This window comes from Pontiella desulfatans (assembly GCF_900890425.1).
GTDB lineage: Bacteria > Verrucomicrobiota > Kiritimatiellia > Kiritimatiellales > Pontiellaceae > Pontiella > Pontiella desulfatans.
The window spans coordinates 4,122,569-4,140,827 of sequence record NZ_CAAHFG010000001.1 but is presented as its reverse complement, the minus strand read 5'-3'; the positions used below and the strand labels follow the sequence as shown (position 1 = coordinate 4,140,827).

9 protein-coding genes are annotated in these 18,259 nt (G+C 57.1%); 5 read left to right on the top strand and 4 right to left on the bottom strand.

The annotated features are described in order from the left end of the window. Positions 1-30 precede the first annotated feature (30 nt). Positions 31-1,713 carry a B12-binding domain-containing radical SAM protein gene (locus E9954_RS14640; RefSeq protein ID WP_168442275.1) on the bottom strand — a complete coding sequence of 561 codons (1,683 nt, stop codon included), beginning with the start codon at positions 1,711-1,713 and terminating at the stop codon, positions 31-33. Positions 1,714-1,827: 114 nt separating this feature from the next. Here E9954_RS14640 and proS point away from each other — a divergent pair, with 114 nt between their 5' ends. The 3 genes from proS (at position 1,828) to E9954_RS14625 (ending at position 6,498) form a co-directional block, all read left to right on the top strand. Further along, the gene (gene proS / locus E9954_RS14635) at positions 1,828-3,348 is read left to right on the top strand and encodes a proline--tRNA ligase (protein WP_136079887.1); all 1,521 of its coding nucleotides are present in this window, start codon (positions 1,828-1,830) and stop codon (positions 3,346-3,348) included. A 62-nt stretch (positions 3,349-3,410) separates the two neighbouring features. Next, positions 3,411-4,463 carry an outer membrane protein assembly factor BamD gene (locus E9954_RS14630; protein WP_136079886.1) on the top strand — a complete coding sequence of 351 codons (1,053 nt, stop codon included), beginning with the start codon at positions 3,411-3,413 and terminating at the stop codon, positions 4,461-4,463. Beyond that, the gene (locus E9954_RS14625) at positions 4,450-6,498 is read left to right on the top strand and encodes an LPS-assembly protein LptD (protein ID WP_136079885.1); all 2,049 of its coding nucleotides are present in this window, start codon (positions 4,450-4,452) and stop codon (positions 6,496-6,498) included. Before E9954_RS14630 ends, E9954_RS14625 begins: the two co-directional genes overlap by 14 nt. Positions 6,499-6,655: 157 nt before the next feature. Here E9954_RS14625 and E9954_RS14620 read toward each other — a convergent pair whose 3' ends face one another. Beyond that, a complete protein-coding gene (locus E9954_RS14620) occupies positions 6,656-7,423 on the bottom strand; it encodes an NYN domain-containing protein (RefSeq protein WP_136079884.1) in 768 nt (255 codons plus the stop codon). Between the two features lie 122 nt (positions 7,424-7,545). Between E9954_RS14620 and E9954_RS14615 the strand changes: the two genes are divergently transcribed. Both E9954_RS14615 and E9954_RS14610 read left to right on the top strand, forming a co-directional pair. Beyond that, a complete protein-coding gene (locus E9954_RS14615) occupies positions 7,546-8,628 on the top strand; it encodes a bifunctional 3-deoxy-7-phosphoheptulonate synthase/chorismate mutase type II (RefSeq protein WP_222847186.1) in 1,083 nt (360 codons plus the stop codon). Positions 8,629-9,614: 986 nt separating this feature from the next. Continuing rightward, on the top strand, positions 9,615-14,333 hold the full coding sequence (locus tag E9954_RS14610; RefSeq protein WP_168442274.1) for a glycosyl hydrolase: 4,719 nt from the start codon (positions 9,615-9,617) through the stop codon (positions 14,331-14,333). Positions 14,334-14,743: 410 nt separating this feature from the next. On the opposite strand, the gene E9954_RS14605 is transcribed toward E9954_RS14610, so the two are convergent. Beyond that, entirely contained in the window at positions 14,744-15,238 is a 495-nt protein-coding gene (locus E9954_RS14605) for a hypothetical protein (RefSeq protein ID WP_136079881.1), read from the bottom strand. Between the two features lie 89 nt (positions 15,239-15,327). Then, positions 15,328-17,733 carry a hypothetical protein gene (locus E9954_RS14600; protein WP_136079880.1) on the bottom strand — a complete coding sequence of 802 codons (2,406 nt, stop codon included), beginning with the start codon at positions 17,731-17,733 and terminating at the stop codon, positions 15,328-15,330. Positions 17,734-18,259: the final 526 nt, after the last annotated feature.

Below are 18,259 nucleotides of genomic sequence, written 5' to 3'. Positions count from 1 at the left end.
AAGGCTTGATCGAAGCGGGATGGCCGGCTGCTAGCCAAACGATTCGCGCAGCAGCTCCTCGGCGGCGGATTTCCACCCGCTGGAAAAGGATCTGTTCGCGCGGACGTAGAGGCGGCGGGAGACGGTCAGGCCAAAGGCGTCTGCCGAGGCAAAGCGGTCGAGCAGGTGCGGTGGATGGTTGCGGATCGCCGCCGCCAGTTCTTCGATCAGGTTCAGCGGTTCCTCGAATTCCGGCACCAGGACAAACTGCCACAGCCCGTCGGGCTCGGCGGTGATGGCGCGGTTGATCAGCCCGGCGATGGCGGCGCGGTGGCTGAATAGGTCGGCGCCGCAGATGAGCAGGGCGCGCCGGTTCGTTTTTCCGGGGACGGGGTTGCCGAGCTGTTCGGTGCCCATGCGGCATTGTTCGTGGAAGAGGCCGGAGAGTCGTTGGGCGCAAAAGCGCGGCGTGACGGGGTCGGCGGGCAGGTTGGGGTGTTCGTCGAGCAGGATTTCGATGTCGCGGATCCCTTCGGGCGAGAGGTGGTCGGTTTGCCGGATGCCATAGGGGGGGAGGGCGCCGTGCCGGAACCCCCATTGTGCGGCCTGGCTGCGCAGGACAGTTCCGGGCAAAACCAGGGTTTGCATGCATTGCACCTGGACGGCGTCGCCGAAGGCCAGCCCCCAGTCGAGGCTCCGCCGCACCTCGTCGGGATGTTGCCCGGGCAGGCCATACATGATGTCGAGCACCACATGCACGCCGGCATCGCACAGCGCCCGGATGCCCGCGCCGGTTTTTTCGAGCCGGGTGGGGCGGGATACGTTTTCCAGTACCTGGGGATCGATGCTCTGCACACCGACCTCGACGGCGGTAAAATTGGCGGCGCGCATGAGTAGCGCCTGTTCCGTCGTCAGGGTATCGGAGCGGATTTCGGCAAAGAAGGCGAGGTGCCGATCCGGGTTCACCTCGGCGAGGGCGGCCAGCAAGGCGGTGAATTTGGGGCGGGCGTTGAAGGTGGGGTCGACAAAGCGGATCTCCTTCGCGCCCAGCTCGCGGAAGCGCCGGACACGCGCAATCACCTGCGGGATGGTCAGCATGCGCAGGCCGGTGTGCAGTTGGTAGTAGCGGCAATAGGAGCAGGTGAGCGGGCAGCCGCGTACGGTTTCGAGATAGACCACGGGGCGGTTCTGCACGCATTGCATGATGGTTTCCTCGGCCGGCTGGGCCGCGGCCAGCTCGACGGAGGGCGGGGGGGCTGAACCCCATTGTCCGTCGTGGCAAAGCGTCTCGAAGTCGATCGGTTTCCCGGTTCGCCAGGCGTGAAGCAGGGCGGGGAAGACGGCCTCGCCCTCGCCGGTCACCACGGCATCCAGGGCGGCGTTGGAAAGCAGGGGGTGCTCCTTGGCGGTTTCCGGGCCGCCGGCGACGATCTTGATGGCGGGCCGGGCCGTTTTCAGCAAGGCGGCCAGCCGCAGGGTGCGTTCGATGTTCCAGAGGTAGAGGGTGCAGGCAAGAATGTCGACCCGGGTGGCGAGGATGGCGTCGGCCAGCCGGTGCGTGTCGAGTTCGTCCCATTCGGTCGGGGCGAAGGCCGAGGTGTGGAAGCCGTCCTCGGGGCTGCGCCTGAGCGCGTGGTCGAGATAGGCCCCGGCAAACGGAAAGTTTTCCCGGTCGGTTTGGGTGTCGTTGTCGAGCAACGGCAGCTGGAGATAGAGAATGTGCGTCTTGGCCATCCCGGGAACATAGAGGGCGCAACGCGGGGAAACGAATCGGAAAGCCGTTTTTTTTCGTGTATTCGCGGCGTTTGGCCTGTAGATTCCGCGCTTCATTTTTTAGGAGAACGATTCATGGCAAAGCAGAAGAAAACGGCGATTACCCCGACGCGGGACGAGAATTATCCGGAATGGTACCAGCAGGTGGTGCGTGCGGCCGAGTTGGCCGAAAACAGCGATGTGCGCGGCTGCATGGTGATCAAGCCCTGGGGCTATGCGCTGTGGGAAAACATCCAGCGCGGCCTGGACAAGATGTTCAAGGATACCGGCCATGTGAACGCCTATTTCCCGATTTTCATTCCGAAAAGCTACCTCGAGAAGGAAGCCGAGCACGTGGAGGGCTTTGCCAAGGAGTGCGCGGTGGTCACCCACCACCGCCTGGAGCAGGGCGAGGACGGCAAGCTGCATCCGGCCGGCGAGCTCGAGGAGCCGCTGATTGTCCGCCCGACCTCCGAAACCATCATTGGCGCAACCTATGCGAAATGGGTGGAGAGCTACCGCGACCTGCCGATCCTGATCAACCAGTGGGCCAACGTGGTGCGCTGGGAAATGCGCACGCGCCTGTTCCTGCGCACCGCCGAATTCCTCTGGCAGGAGGGCCACACCGCCCACGAAACCGAGGCCGAGGCATGGGAGGAAACCCGCAAGATGCTTGAAGTCTATAAAACGTTTGCCGAGGAATTCATGGCCATGCCCGTGTTGACCGGCGAAAAGACCGCCGGCGAACGCTTCCCCGGCGCGGTGAGCACGCTGTGCATCGAGGCCATGATGCAGGACCGCAAGGCGCTGCAGGCGGGAACCAGCCATTTCCTCGGCCAGAATTTCGCCAAGGCATCGGGCATTCAATACAGCAACCGCGATGGCGGCCGCGATTATGCCTGGACGACCTCGTGGGGCGTTTCGACCCGTCTGATCGGCGGCATGATCATGACGCACGGCGACGACGACGGCATGATCATGCCTCCGCGCCTGGCCCCGAGCCACGTGGTGATCCTGCCGATCATCCGCAACGAGGAGGATCGCGAGGCCATCCTGGCCTACTGCAACGAGATTGCCGCCAACCTCCGGAAACAGCGTTTCCATGAGCGGGAGGTGGAAGTGGTTGTCGATAGCCGCGACATCAACGCCGGGGAAAAGGGCTGGGGCTGGGTCAAGAAGGGCATCCCGGTCCGCGCCGAGGTGGGGCCGCGCGACATGGCGAACAACTCGGTCTTCATGGCGCGCCGCGACACCGGCGAGAAGCAGGGCATCGACAAGGATGCCTTCGTGGACGGCATTGTGGCAACGTTGGAGGACATCCAGCAGGGGCTCCTCCAGCGGGCATTGGCCCACCGGGCCGAAAACACCCGGGAAATCGATTCCTACGAGGAGTTCGTGCAGTTCTTCACGCCGGAAAACAAGGAGCGCCCGGAAGCGCACGGCGGCTTTGCCATGAGCCATTGGTGCGACGGTTCCGAGTGCGAAGACAAGATCAACGACGAGCTTTCCGTGACCATCCGAACCGTTCCGTTCGACCGCGCCGAGGGCGGGGCGGGCGCGTGCATCTGCTGCGGCAAGCCGAGTTCCGGTCGCGTGGTGTTTGCGAAAAGCTATTAATTAGTACGTATTGCGTATTGCGTATTGCTTGCAAAGGGCTGGTTTCCTAGATTGTTCTGATTATGCGATTATTTCAAAAAATATTGTCTTTGATGGCGTTGCTGGCGGTGTTGGCCGGTAGCGGCTGCCGCTCGAAGTCCGAGGTGTATGTGATCGAGGACCAGGGGAAAACCACCTGGCGTGCGACCCTCGACAAAAAGATGGATACACCGTCCGAGCAGTGGGCCCATGCCTGCAAGACGCGCGACAAGGGGTTCCGGAAAAAGGCCGATCGCCAAATGCTCTACCTCTTCCGGCGTTGGCCCAACAGCAAGGAGGCCCCCCGGGCGGCCCGGGCGCGCGCCGATATGCTGTTCGAGCGCAAGAAGTGGAAGGACGCCTTCAATGCCTATCAATATCTGATCAGCAACTATTCCGGCCAGATGTCCAATTATGATTCGGCGTTGGAGCGCCAGTTCCAGGTTGCGGTGAAGGTGATGAACCGTCGCCGGTTGCGCTGGATCCTCGGGGGCTACCGCGCGCCCGAATATGCCATCGAATATTTCGAGGAGGTCATCCGCAACGGGCCTCAGTGGGAGCGTGCCCCCGAAGCGCAGTTCATGATCGGCAAGTGCAGCCAGGATGCCAAGGACTATGAACTTGCCATCAGCGCCTATGGCGTGCTGGGCTATCGCTACCCGGAGAGCGACTATGCCGAAGAGGCCGCGTGGCAGCAGATCGACTGCCTCGTCAAGCTCCGCAAACAATTCCCGGCCAACTCCGATGTGCTCGACCGCACCCTGGTCGCCACCACCGTCTACCTCTCCTCGTTCCCCTCGTCCAAGCGCCGGAGCGATATCATCCAGATGCGCAACGAACTCTATGAGGTGAAGGCCGGCAGGGTGTTCAACGAAGCCGCGTTCTATGCCAAAGTGCCGAAGGAACCCGAGGCGGCGATCATCTACTATGAAAAGATGATCGAGGAATATCCCAAGAGCCAGCTCGTGCCGGATGCCGAGGAACGCATTGCGGAACTCCGGGCGTTCCTGGCCTTGCCGATCAAGGCGCGCACCCCGAATGCCCCCCGTTCCAAACCCCTCCCGTTCACAAAGGATCCCCTGAATGCCGAAAGCTAGGTTGATACGATGGTTGCTCGGGGCGTGGGGGCTGGTGGCCTGCGCCGCCGCGCTCGATATGGATATCCCGAAGGAGATCCCCGACGAACCCTTCGATATCACCGCCGCGCGCATCGAGTATACGAACGAAACCATCATTGCCAGCGGCGGCGTGACCGGCCGCTTTGAAAATGCCGTGATTACCGCCGACCAGGCCTCGGGCAACACCCAAACCGGCGACCTGCGGCTGGAGGGCAACATCCATTTCGAGCGCGACAACGTGGTCTGGGATGGCACCGAGCTCGACTACAACTATATGAGCCAGACCGGGGACTTCGGCCCGTCGTCGCTGAAGTTCGACCCCGTCCTGATGAGCGTCGACCATGTCGAGCGCGTCTCGACCAACACCTATCTGATGCGCGGCGCCACCTTCACGACCTGCGAAAAAGACCATCCCCACTTCCATCTCCGGGCGAAAGAGGCCTATCTCATCGACGACGAATATATCAAGGCGAAGGGCGTTACCGTCTATCTGGGCGGTGTGCCGGTGTTCTATTGGCCCTATTGGCGCCATAAGCTTCAAAAGGGAATCCTCAGCTTCGAAGCCGGAATCAGCAGCGAGTGGGGCGTCTATGGAATGGTCAAGGCCACGGTGCCTTGGACGCCGTATTTCGAATCCATCACCGACCTCAACCTCTACAGCGACCGCGGCGTGGGCGTGGGCCAGGGTTTCTCCTGGGAGCACCCGAAGGCCATCGGCAAGTTTGCCGCATTCTACCTGAAAGACCAGGATCCCCATTCGAAATTCGACGAAGCGTCGAGGATCGGGCAGGAGATCGGCGACGACCGCTACCGCTTCAAGTTCGAGCACCTCCAGCGCTTCGACGACACCTTCTATGTGAACACCAAGCTCAACTATCTGAGCGACCCGGCTATCATTGAGGAATTCTTCAAGGACGAATACCGCAGCTATGCCCAGCCCGAAAACTACATGTCGTGGGTCTACGGCAACAGCACCATCGGCACCGAGGCCTTCGCCAACCAGCGGCTGAACGATTTCTACGACAACACCGACCGCTGGGAATATTCGCTCGATCTCTACCGTACGAAAATCCCCGGCACCCCGCTCTACTTCCAGAGCGAAAACGCCATCGCCGACCTCGACCGGACCATCGGCACGCTGAACACAAACGATGTGCCCTACGGTGCCGCGCGGCTCGATTCCGCCAACACCGTCTTCCTGCCCGGCCGGCTCGGCTTCCTCAGCCTGGTGCCGCGGGCCGGCTACCGCGCAACCTACTATTCCGAAACCGTCCCCGGCGGGGACGAGCTTCGCAACATTCCCAGTGCCGGCATGGAGGTTTCGTTCCAGGCCAACAAGGTGCTTTCGGAGCGCGAGCGCTGGTACGGCAAAGGTTTGCGCCACAAGATCGAACCCTATGCCGACTATATCTACCAAGACAGCTCCGCCGCCCCCGGAGAACTCTACCAGTTCGATTCCATCGACACGCTGCAGGACGAAAACAAGGTGAAGCTCGGCCTGCGCAATGTGCTGCAAACCAAGCGCGACAACCGCGTCTCGCGGTTCATCGACCTCGACCTCTATACCCACTACCTCATCGAAGACCATGGAACCGGGAACGATTTCGACTCCCTCTTCCTCGATGCGCGCATGCCCCTCACCAAGCGGCTGATGGTCGATGCCGAAGGGGAGTGGGACTGGAACGAAGGCCGGGTGCCCTTCTTCGATACGCGCCTCTCCTACAACAAGAACGATATCATCTTCGGGCTGGAGCATCTCTACCAGGCCGACCAGAAATCGTTGTGGACCCCGCGCCTGGACCTCTATCCGAACGGAAAATATTCACTGGAATTCTACGGGCGCTACAACGACCGCGACGACGATCTCCAGGAGGTCGCCGTGATCGGCTACATGAACTGGTGCTGCATGCGCTATGGCCTCGGCTACCATCTTTACGACGAAGACGAACACCAGATCATGTTCTCGGTCGGTCTCTCCGCCTTCCCCGAAGCCAAGATCTCCAGCGGCTTCTAGTGCTATGAAAAGTATAAAGCTACGTCAGTTTTCACCACAGAGAAACCAGAGACACAGAGCATCCTAATCCTCAGTGCCTCAGTGTCCTCTAGCGCAGCGGGTGGTGAAAATTGGTCAGGAAAACAAGAAATTCCGCTGCGGGCGCATTCCCCGATGCCTATTTCTTCTTATCCTTCACGAACACCGTGTTCCTCGATCCCGTTTTGCGGCGATCGATGTCGAACAGTCCAATGCCCTCGAACAGCAGGGTGAAGGTTTTGAAGCCATATTTGCGCGGATCGAAATCCGGATACTGCCGCTTGACCAGGCTTCCGCAGGTGGAGAGCACCGCCCAGCCGTCGTCGTCCGCATATTCATCCACGGCGTTCCGGAGAATGTTCACCAGCTTGGTGTCCTGTTTCAGCGTCTGCTGGTCGGGCCTCTTTGCCGCGGTCTTCTGGGTTGCTTTCTTCGCCGTGGGTTTTTCCTCTTCCTCCTCCGGAAGCTCGAGCACCTCGGTCAGGATAAAGTCGTCGCAGGCGTTGCGGAACGCCGTGGGCGTTTTGCTCTCGCCAACGCCGAATACGAAAATCTGCGATTCCTTCAACCGCGAGGCGAGCTTGGTGAAATCGCTATCGGAAGTCACCAGCGCAATGGCGTCGAACTGCTCGGTATAGAGCAAGTCCATCGTATCGATAATCATCGCCGCATCCGACGAATTCTTGCCCTGCGTATAGGAAAACTGCTGCACCGGATTGATCGCCAGCTCGTTCAGCGGCGTCTTCCAATTGACCAGATGCTTGCTGCTCCAGTCGCCGTAGGCCTTCTTTACAATGATGTGTCCATGTTTGGAAAGTTCGTTGAGCACCGGCCCGAGCATCTTGTGCGAGGCGTTCTCCGCGTCGATTAGAACCGCGATTTTTTTCGCTGTGTCGATATCTATCATAGGTCTCCCTTTCTTTTGAAACCGGAACCCTACAGCCCATCCCCGCATTCCGCAAGCGCAACGGTTGCACCTTGGCCCCAAACATGGAACTATTAGGCGTTTTGAACCAACAAGGAATGGCTATGGGCAAGGATATCATCAAGCAGTGGGGGTTTCCCCTGGACAACATTTTCCTGGCGGCGGGGCCGTGCAGTGCGGAGAGCGAGCAGCAGGTCCTTGAGACGGCGCATGCGTTGACGGAAAAGGGTGTCGGCTTTTTCCGGGCCGGCATCTGGAAGCCGAGGACGCGGCCGGGCAGCTTCGAGGGCGTGGGCCTGAAGGGGCTCGCTTGGATGGATCGCGCCCGTAGCGAAACCGGACTGAAGATCGGCACCGAAGTCGCCGAGCCCTCCCACGTGGAGGCCTGCCTGGAATATGGCCTGGACGTGCTTTGGGTCGGCGCCCGCACCACCACCAATCCATTTTCCGTCCAGGCCATCGCCGATGCCCTGCGCGGAACCGATGTGCCCGTCTTCGTGAAGAATCCAATGAGTGCCGACACCGGGCTCTGGGTCGGCGCAATCGAACGCCTGGCCAATGCCGGGCTCACCAAGCTCGGCGCCATCCACCGCGGCGTCAGTTCAGCGCTCGAAATGCGCTACCGCAACGCGCCGGCCTGGAAGATGCCGATCGAATTGATGCGCCTCATGCCCGAGGTGCCGATCATTTGCGACCCGAGCCATATCTGCGGCAAAGCCAGCCTCATTGCAACCATTGCCCAGGAAGCGATGGATCTGTTGTTCGACGGCCTCATGGTCGAGGTGCATCCCGACCCGCCCAGCGCGCTTTCCGATGCCGCCCAGCAACTCACCCCCGCCCAGTTTGTTTCGATGGTTGCGGATCTGGAGCTTCCACACGAACAGAGCAACAGCGCCACGTTCCTCAACCGCATGAGCGAACTTCGCGAGGATGTCGATGAGCTCGATAGCAACATACTCGAGCTGCTCGGCAAGCGGATGGACATTGTGCGCGAGATGGGGCGGCTCAAGACCGAGCAGAATGTATCCACGCTCCAGCCGCACCGTTGGCAGGAAATCGTGCAGGATCGCGTCAACAAAGGCATCGGGCTCGATCTGTCCGAAGACTTTGTTCTGCAGGTCATGCAATCCATCCACGAAGAGGCCATCCGCCAGCAGGAAGCCGACCGCGTCGAAGGGGCCGGGTAAACCACCCCGGAAATCAAGACTAGGCATGTGGAATCCATGCCACTCAATTATCATACTTATGCAAGTAGGATATTTGATCCTGTCCAATAATAGCTTGCCAAAAGCATGTATCATACTTATGCAAGTATGATGTTTTTGTTCTTGTGGGCGTCTGCGATGGGGGATTTAACGCCTGTTGTTTCGGCGTTGGGCGAATCCCCGGAGGGTCGGCCCGCGTGCGGGGCAACCCGTGAACCTTAATTCGGGAATGGAACCACGGATGAACACGGGTGGACGCTGATATACAGGAAGATACGAAATTTATTCCACCCTCCCTATGGGTTTGGATATCGGTTCTGCATATCCTGTTATGGTATCTGCACTACTATCCGTCAATTTCTGGTTTTCCGGACAAGTTTTCACCACCCGCAGCGCTAGAGGACATTGAGGTTCAGAGGATTAGGTTGCTCTGTGCCTCTGGGATCTCTGTGGTAAAGAATCCGAGTCTTCGGTGTTCATCAGCGGTTCATATCCGTTTCAAGGGTGAATGAATGGCCGCCGTTCCGGTGGTTCCGGAAAACTGGCCGAGGGCGGAGCGGCAATCGTACCGCGTCACGCCTGCTCCACGCATAGCCCGCCCGCAACGGCCTGGTCTTGTGCGGATTGGCGGTCTGCCTGCCCCGGCCTCTTTCCTGCCATTTATGGTTCTTCGTGGAATTTTGTGGGGGTAAATGTGCCAACGGCACAACACAATTTAGCATGGGGCGAAGCCCTATGGTTCGGGGCATCCCCCAATTTCTGCCCTGTAGGGGCAGCACAACTTGCCCATTCAGGGCAAATATTTCTCTTTCGCCAGACTCCTTGGACTGCGTCCAGGGCTAAGTTGTGTTGTGCCGTTGGCACATGAGCTATGGATTGCTCCCATAAAAATCTACGTAGACCCCATTTATGAACGAATCTCCCGTCGGCCTGTCACTATAAGCCCTATCCAGGCGTTAAGGATGTATATGAAGAAATCCCCATTTATTGTCTGTTGTTTGGTGCTGATGACCGCCGGGAGGGCGGCCATGGCTGGTTTTTACCTCGATTCTTTGGCGAGTGCGCCCGCATCGGGCGTGGTCATGGGTTCGGGGGAAACGATCGCCCATGTGGTGGCCAGCTCGCTGGTGGGGGGAACCGGGGAAAAGATTGCCCTCACGACCGGGGCGCAGGGCAAGGCGCATGTCTTCACCGTGGGGGCGGGCGAGTTCTGGGCGGTCGATTTCTTTGCCTTCAAGGTCGATGCCGGCACTATCGGCGAAAGCAACCTGAAGATCGTTCGCTACGACCAGGGTTTCTCCAGCAGTGCGGACGATTCGACCGTGCTCGCCGAACACACCTATTCCGGTGGCGAGGTTGCCGCCGCGAACAACGACTACCTCTACTATGAATTCGATCCCATCGTCTTGACGGGCGGGCAGCATGGAACCACCTATGCGCTGGCCTTTTCCAATGCGGCCACCTCGGTGGAACTCAAGGCCTATTTTGATACGTCGGATGCCTATGCCGATGGTTTCTTGGCGCGGAATTTTTATCCGGATCTATCGGGGTCGACGCGCGATTTTAATTTTGCCATGGGCAACAGCGGGGCGGTTGATTTAAGCGAGGTGGTGTTCGCCGCCGACTTCGATGCGTCCACCGCGATCAGTGGTTCCGTAAGCGCCAATGCCTCCGAAGCGAATCTGAATGCGGGAACGGCGGTTGGTTCCTGGGCGCTGCCGGATGTGAACCCCGGCGCCCTCATTTCCGATGGCGGATCCAACAACGCCCTCATGTTCGACCGCGTGACCTCCGGCTCCATCTCCAACACCGTTAATGCCGTCTTCAGCCGTGGCGTGGATCTGGCCGGGGGCGAAGCCCTCGTGCTCGAAATGGATCTCTACGCCGCCCGGCAGGCCAATGGCCAGCGCATCTATTTCATGCTGGAGGATGCCGCAGGGAACCGTGCATACGAATGCTCGTTCCGCATGAACAACAACAAGGATTTCTTCACGGTCAACTCCTCGGGGCAGATAACGGGAGCCACGGTAAACGGAACCGGAGTGAACAACGGATTCAAGAATCCGGCGGTGGATGGCTACCTCAACTGGGGCGCCACCATGATCCGTGTGAAAATCGAAGTGGGCAGCCAGCCTTCCCAGGCCGGCAACCGGGGCGCCACGCTGAGCATCGACTGGAACGGCGACGGCGATTTCCTTGATGGCGGTGAATTGGTCGATGCGGATTTTGGCGCGCGTTCCTCCGGTGTTTCGGAGATCGGCACCCTGCGTCTGGCCAACGACCCCTCGGTCAGTGGCGGCGCATGGATCGATAACATTTCGGTGACTGCAAAGCCGGGTTCGGTCTTTGCGCACCCCAACCATTTCAACCTCGCCAAGTACCAGGCTGCGGCAAGCGATAGCCAGAACTCGGCCACGCCGAAGCAGTTCGCCACCGATGGCATGGTGGCGCGCGACAGCCGGTGGATCACGCCCAGCGGCGGGCCGCACTGGCTTGAGCTTGCGTTGGCCGCCCCGATGACGGTTGGCAGCGCCCACCTTTTCAGCGGCGCCCAGGATGGCTACGCCATGGCCGACTTTTCGCTGCAATACCACGACGGCGCCGGCTGGGTGGATATTCCCGGCGCCGTGTTCGCGGGCAATGCATCGATCGATCTGAACATGGCATTCGATGCACCGGTAACGGCCCAGCGGTTTCGGCTCTATACAACCGACAGTGTGGCCCGTGTAAAAGACCTCGCGCTCTATCCGCCGACGGCCGATGGCTCCATGGTGCCTTTCGGAACGGATCTGGATTTGAACTTGGCGAAGCTGCGCCAGGTGGAAGCCTCCTCCATCAGCGGGGCAAACTATCCCAAGCTGGCGGTGGATGGCTATGCCGACGATGCCTCCTGCTGGGTCGGCGACGCCGGTACGCAGGAGCTGGAAATTTCGTGGCTCCAGGCGGAAAACATCCGCGGGATCCATCTCTATTCCGGATGGGAGGGCCAACCGGGTACGCAGATTCAAAACTTCAAGGTGGAGTATTGGAACGGCACCGCGTGGGTCGCCTTCGCCGGCGGGGCAATCGCAGGCAACACGCGGCTGGAACGGGACGTCCGGTTCGATGTCGCGGTGACCACCTCGAAAATCCGCATCCAGACGCTCGATGCCGGCGCGCCGCGCATCCGTGAACTGGTGGTGCTTCCCGAAAACTTTGAGTCCGGCTATCCGCTTTGGACGGATGTGAAGGACGAGGCGCCGCCAACGGAAAACTTCCTGGATTATGACGATGGATACCATGCGGTCGAAAACCGCGCCACCGGCCAGGACTTGAACGCGGATGGGTTCCAGATCCTGCTGAATATCGGGACGGATACCTATCGCCTGCGCAGCAAGGCATCCGGCGACTGCCTGGAGGTTGCGCTGGCTTCGCTGGCGGAAGGCGCGCCGGTCGTCGAGGGAACCTATTCCAGCATGCCCCACCAAAAATGGCGGCTGGTGGATTCGGGCGACGGCACCCATTTCCGGATCGTCAACGTCTGGAGCGGCAAGGCGCTGGAAGTGGTGGACAATGCGGCCGTCCAGAAGGGCATCACCTCCGACGCCTCCCAGGAATGGGCGTTCAATTACCAGACCCATGTCCCGAAAAAAGGGCAGGTGGCCTTTTTCCACTACAACGATATGTATAGGCCGAACTGGTTCTACAGCTGGAGCGCCACCGCCGAAAACGACTGCGAATACGGCGACTACCATCCCATGCAGTGGGGCTGGCTCACATCGGACACGCCGGTGATCCTGCGCGACCAGCCCAAGTGGTACGCCCGCTCCCAGGTAACCTGCGCGATGGGCTTCAACGAGCCGGACAAATCCGAACAGTCCAATATCCCGGAAGAGGATGCCGCCGACCAGTGGCCGCGGCTGGAGCGCATGCAGTTGCCGTTGGTTGGCCCGTGCCCGGCGCAGAGCAACGGATCGTGGCGCCAAAACTATGAAGCGATGGCCGCGGAGCGGGGGCTGCGTTCCGAATACATGGCGCTGCACTGGTATGCCGGCTGCAACGGGGGCAGTCCGCAAAACATCATCAATGTCATCAACAGTCTCTACAGCGCCTACGGGAAGCCCATCTGGATTACGGAATTCGCCGTGAAGGACTGGAGCGGAACCTCCACCGGATGGAACCGCAACGACAACTTCAACTGGCTCGCCGAATTCCTCTGGCGCGCGGAAGGCATTGCCCATCTCAAGAAATATTCCCTCTTCGAGTGGGGCACCGAGGACAACAACGACGACCCCACCGTGAACGATGCCCCGACCATGGGGCTGCATGTCCGCAACGATAAGACGGATCCCGGCTGGGAGGATCTGAGCGAGTGCGGATTGCTGCTGGCCGGCTGGGACGGCGATACGACGATTCGCGACACCACGGCCTACATCATTCACAACAAGGGGCGCTCCCTGCGCTTGATTGACCATCCGGCCAGCAATACCGTCACGCATGCCAATATCCTGCACCGCATCGCCACGGATCAGTTCATGCTCCAGTCCGCGCCGGGCGGTAAAAAATATATCGTCGGCATCAACGACGGACGCCGCTTGCATTACAACGGCTCCAGCGTCGGGCTCTCTGCGGCCGGAACCACCGGCAGCGCAGTGGAATGGGCGCTGCAGGAAAACCAGCATGGTTGGTTCTTCATCAACCATCCCTCGACCGGCAAGCGGTTGCGCATCACCAATTCGAACGTGATTGATGTCGATGCCAACACGAACACCGCCGACAACCTGCAGTTCCGGTTCATCAAGCCGGCCCGCCCGATCAGCCTCGCGGAGGTGCAGCCGCTTCCCTATGCCGAAAGTTTCGAACACGGCTTCGGCGGCTGGCGGCAATCCTTGGCCGACGATTACGACTGGACGCGCAACAGCGGCGGAACCCCGACGGCATCGGCCGGCCCCAGCGGCGCCTCCGACGGCGACTATTATCTCTATGCGGAGGGGCATGACGCGGGTTCATATAAAACCACCTCGGTGCAATGCGTCTTCGACCTCAGTGCGGTCTCCTTCGCGGAGCTCACCTTCGACTACCACATGTTCGGCATCTATATCGACTTCCTGTCGGTCGATGTTCACGACGGTTCAACCTGGACGTCCAACGTCTGGACGCGTTCGGGCCAACAGCACGCCAGCAGCGAAAGCGCGTGGGCGAACGCGGTGGTCGATCTGGCGGACTATGCCGGCAACGCCGCCGTAACCATCCGGTTCCGGACGAAAAACACCCTTTGGAACTCGGCCGACCCCGCGATCGATAACATTCGCTTGGAAGGCGGCGTCCTCTCGGTATACGACCAGTGGGCGCTCGATGCGTTCGAGGGCGCACCCATTGGAACCGACACCTCGGCCAACGGCAATCCGGACGGCGACCCCAACTCCAACGAACTCGAATGGATCTTCGCCACCGATCCGCTGGCGGCCGATTCTCCCGTCACAGCCCTGTCGTTCAGCGATCCAAACTTGGTCATCACCTACACCCGCCGCAAGGTGGATGGCATCAGCGTCTATGCCGAATGGGCTCCGGAGCTCGATGCCACAACCTGGGAAACGACCGGATTCCTCGAAGTGGTCATTGGCGACGACGGCGAAGTGGAAACCGTGGCCGTGTTGATCGAAACGGATCAAGACAAGAAGTATGTCCGGCTCCAGGTTGCGCATTGATCCCACGCCTGCTCCACGCATTCATCTGTCTTCAACCGAGGTTCCATTCCCGAGTTAAGCTTTATGAATCCTGAGCCCCTGTGAGGAGGGCGAGCTTCCATCCGAGGGCGGCCGTTCCCCGACCGACCCTATCCCCGGCACCGATTCGTTCTGCCTCAAATATTTCTGCCCGAATCCGGCCTCATGGGTGCTTCCAACGGAGCGGGGGCTTTCTTGCCCCCGTCGGGGACAGGAATGTCCCCGCTCCCGCACAAGACAGGAATCGGCACCGTACCGCAGGCGTCCCGCCTGCCCCGCCGAGCGGGCAACCACCGCGCGCCCCAAAACCGCTCGTTATCTTCTGCATCAAACCCTTGTATTCTCAGCCTTTTCCAACGCCATTCGGAACCTCTTGGATGACCCTTAGTTCATCAAACACAAAGATCAAAGGACCCCTTTGCCAAAAATGACGATTTAGGCGGCCTGACCCCTTTTCCGCTGTCTTGGGGGATCGTGAAATATTGGTCTTGAGCCGACCAAACATCGCAGTATATCGGGAGTCCATCTCTTAACACCTCAAGTGCGATCCCAATCAGTTTATCCTGATTCTTCTTCTTGATTCCAATCATTGAAAGGTGCCACGACATGGACTCCCCGAATCGTTGACTTTGTAATGTGGGAATAGATGATTGGATAATATCGTTGATAAAGGCGATGTCAGACTGATTTGTAACAACCCATTTACTATCGTTTTTTGAAGGTGATGTATTGTCCCCAGAATCGAAATAGAAAATGGTAATCGACTCGATATCCTCTGACTTCATTTCCAAGCTTGAGGTCGAAGATTCTGGTTCCTTGGATGATGGTTGTTTGCCACACCCAGAAATGATGAATGACGCTATGATTAAAATTATGATCTGTTTCATTTATTCCTCTTCGAACGTTCAGGATGAGTCTTTTTGCAAACGACTATGCCTAAAAAAAGGGCGTTGTCGAAATAGACTCAATCCTCTTGTTATGCAGTTCCTATTCGTTTTTCTACTTCTGCAATTTCACTGTGCGCAGCTTTACTTTGATTAAGCCAAAAGGAGCTTATTATTTGATCTCCGATTTCTTTAATGGAATCATCCAGATAACTCAAAAAGATCTTAGTCCGATGAACACGTTCATTAATATGAATGGTGTCAACCATGCCTTGCCGTTGTGTTGCATCGAGGATTGGCGTATCTAAAGACATCGCATCCAAATATTGAAATACGTGACATAAATGGTGCAGGTGAAAATTACCTAGAGAAGTAAGGCGAAATCTTCTGTGATGATTGTCGCCTTCTTCACTTAAAATAGACGGAGTGATCAAATGTTTAGCCTCCAATCTTCGGAGAGTATCGTCTATTGCCTGTAGAGAAAACCCGAGACCACTTAAATAGGTAGTTAAGTCTCGACGCATTGTGAAACCTCTCGACGGCCCATCCGGCGAAATACGTGAAAGGTAATGTAAGCAACTAAGAGATAAAAAATGCTCTGCCCGTTGATCATGAGTGATATCGAATAAATTTATAAACGGAGATTCGATCTCATAATAATGCCGATATTCACCATAGAGGAGGGCTTTAATCCCCTCAAAATCAGGGATAACATAGCTTCCATCCTTATTGATTATGTCTAAGATCTTCTTTGTATCAAGGTGACCACTACACAACACATTTTTTGCAATGTCCAACAACCTTCGGATATTCCCGTTGGAAACAGCCTCAAGAAGTGGGATTATCCCGTGACGCTTACGAGCCGCAAATTCGCATGATGCAAGGAGAGTGCTTACATCAGGTAATTTCATGGTGATGTTAGGGTTGTAGCCATCAACGGTTGCTGAGGTGAGTCGTTTACCATCCGCGATAGACTTAGCGTATGCATAACGTCGTTTTAAGACCAGTGATAAATCCGGATTTGAAACCGTGAATGTCGTTGGCGCGATCGCATCTAGTACACCACCTTCTCTGGATCTGTGAAAAGTATCCGGCCGAAGGCAAATAAATGTCATGCTTGCCCAATCCCTTGCCATAGCAGATGCACGTAAAAATGCTTGCTCCTGGATATCGACCTTGCGTCGATCAAGGTTGTCCATAAATATTGCCACGGAACATCGACGGCCTTTTTTTAGATGGTGAAAAACACGAGTTAAATAGGCATGCCTGTCTTCTAATATCCGTTCAATATTCTCTAGTTCATAGACCTTATAACTATCGGGATCCTCTTTCGCGAGCATTCCGCGGGGAGTTTTCTTAAGCCTCTGTAGCTCTGGGTTCAACACGCCCCGGACAAAACGATCTTCACATATGTCGATATCATAGAGGTCTAAAAGCTGCCGCTCTATTTCATCATAGACGTAAGTTGGGATTTGCGATGATTCGTCGGGCCGGTCGATAAAATTGATATCCAACTGAATAAAACTTGAAAGAAGGTCTGATGCGGCCACATGGCGAAGATATTTAAGAAAAGAAGTCTTTCCCCTGCCAACATGCCCCAAGATCACGAACGGTTTTTCAGAAGGCAACTGCGCAAGCTGTTGAGGAAGTTTATCTATGCTTTGAATTTCATGCTTTGTGATTATAGCGTCTTCGGCAGACCTCTTAACTATCAATTCTTTAACAAGGGCTATAGCATCCAAGTGATTTTCTGGACTAACATAACAGTTGTTTACAAAATCTGAAGAACCTTCATCTTGAGCCATAACTTGCCATACATAGTCTAAGATATATGACAGTTCATTTTGGAATACATTTCGTGTGGCTAGCTTTGGATAACCCGTAATTTTAGATGAGGCTTTTGGGGGCGCAGGTCGAAGCAGAATATCTAAAAGAGTCTCATCAATGGAATGTTGGGTTAGTTTTTCTTTTGAGAAGCACTGCCAGAATGATCGGAATCGGTTTTCGATAGCCTCTGGAGACTCAAATACAAAAACAAGACGCTCTGAGAGATCTTTACCCTCTACGAAAGTTAGAGTTAGCAACCATTGATGACCATTTGTTATTGCAACATAATGTGCTCCGAGAGTTGCGGCGTAGCCGATAGCTTGTTGCAATGCATCGGCTGCATCTTTCGACTCTGACGCAATAAATCCAAACGAATATGGCCTATTCTCAAGTGCTTCTGAATTAACTGTAAATGTTTTTTCAGAGCGCTTAGCCTCAATGACTAACAGGCGTTGACCTTCTACGCTACATACATAATCGGCATATCCCTTGGCTCTGCAATACTGCTCAGGGTCAACCTCTTCTTTTTCCCAATCAAGAATATCAAAAAGCATGGTATCAATTGATTGCAGTCGGGTTTTGGCTTCGTTCGCATCAACGGGCAACGCGGTGAATACTGATTTCTGTTTTTTGAAGTCAGAAAATGCAATGTCTATATAGTCATTTTTCATATTATTCTTTGCATAACGTTCAGCGTGACCCGCTCGGGAATTAATCTTTGCCTGACTCAGCGGGCGTTTTCCGAGTAGGGTCAACGCTCTGGGTACGCCTGGCATGAACACAAACTAATGGGGTTCGAGTCCCCTGCGCGTTGCCCGGCTGTCCGCTGTTCCTTTCATTGGGAACGACGGTAGCCGAAGCGCTAGATGAAATCAACTGCGGTCTCGCGAGGGATCGTGGGGAGGAAGATGGAGATCAAAACTGTGAGCCGACGAACAGAAATCGCATATAAGGCTGAGGAGGTGGATGAGGTTGCCCAGCATGCCGAAGTCCGGGGCAATACCTCTACGGTAAATGCGGCGGTTGTGCAGCGGAAGTCTGTGTTCTTATCCGGGGAGGCCTGCGGGATATGCGTTCCGGCAACGGAAAGCGGCGGCGGCAGCAATGTCGTCGTTACTCCCGAAGGAGTCAGCAGAGGCCATAGTACCGTTGACCTGACGGGAAGGGCTGAACGCAAGGAGCGTGGACGCCCCCGTC

Bases quoted from the DNA above. Each gene is read 5' to 3' on its own strand.
- E9954_RS14640 (WP_168442275.1), bottom strand. From the start codon at position 1,713: ATGGCCAAGACGCACATTCTCTATCTCCAGCTGCCGTTGCTCGACAAC.
- proS (WP_136079887.1), top strand. From the start codon at position 1,828: ATGGCAAAGCAGAAGAAAACGGCGATTACCCCGACGCGGGACGAGAAT.
- E9954_RS14630 (WP_136079886.1), top strand. From the start codon at position 3,411: ATGCGATTATTTCAAAAAATATTGTCTTTGATGGCGTTGCTGGCGGTG.
- E9954_RS14625 (WP_136079885.1), top strand. From the start codon at position 4,450: ATGCCGAAAGCTAGGTTGATACGATGGTTGCTCGGGGCGTGGGGGCTG.
- E9954_RS14620 (WP_136079884.1), bottom strand. From the start codon at position 7,423: ATGATAGATATCGACACAGCGAAAAAAATCGCGGTTCTAATCGACGCG.
- E9954_RS14615 (WP_222847186.1), top strand. From the start codon at position 7,546: ATGGGCAAGGATATCATCAAGCAGTGGGGGTTTCCCCTGGACAACATT.
- E9954_RS14610 (WP_168442274.1), top strand. From the start codon at position 9,615: ATGAAGAAATCCCCATTTATTGTCTGTTGTTTGGTGCTGATGACCGCC.
- E9954_RS14605 (WP_136079881.1), bottom strand. From the start codon at position 15,238: ATGAAACAGATCATAATTTTAATCATAGCGTCATTCATCATTTCTGGG.
- E9954_RS14600 (WP_136079880.1), bottom strand. From the start codon at position 17,733: ATGAAAAATGACTATATAGACATTGCATTTTCTGACTTCAAAAAACAG.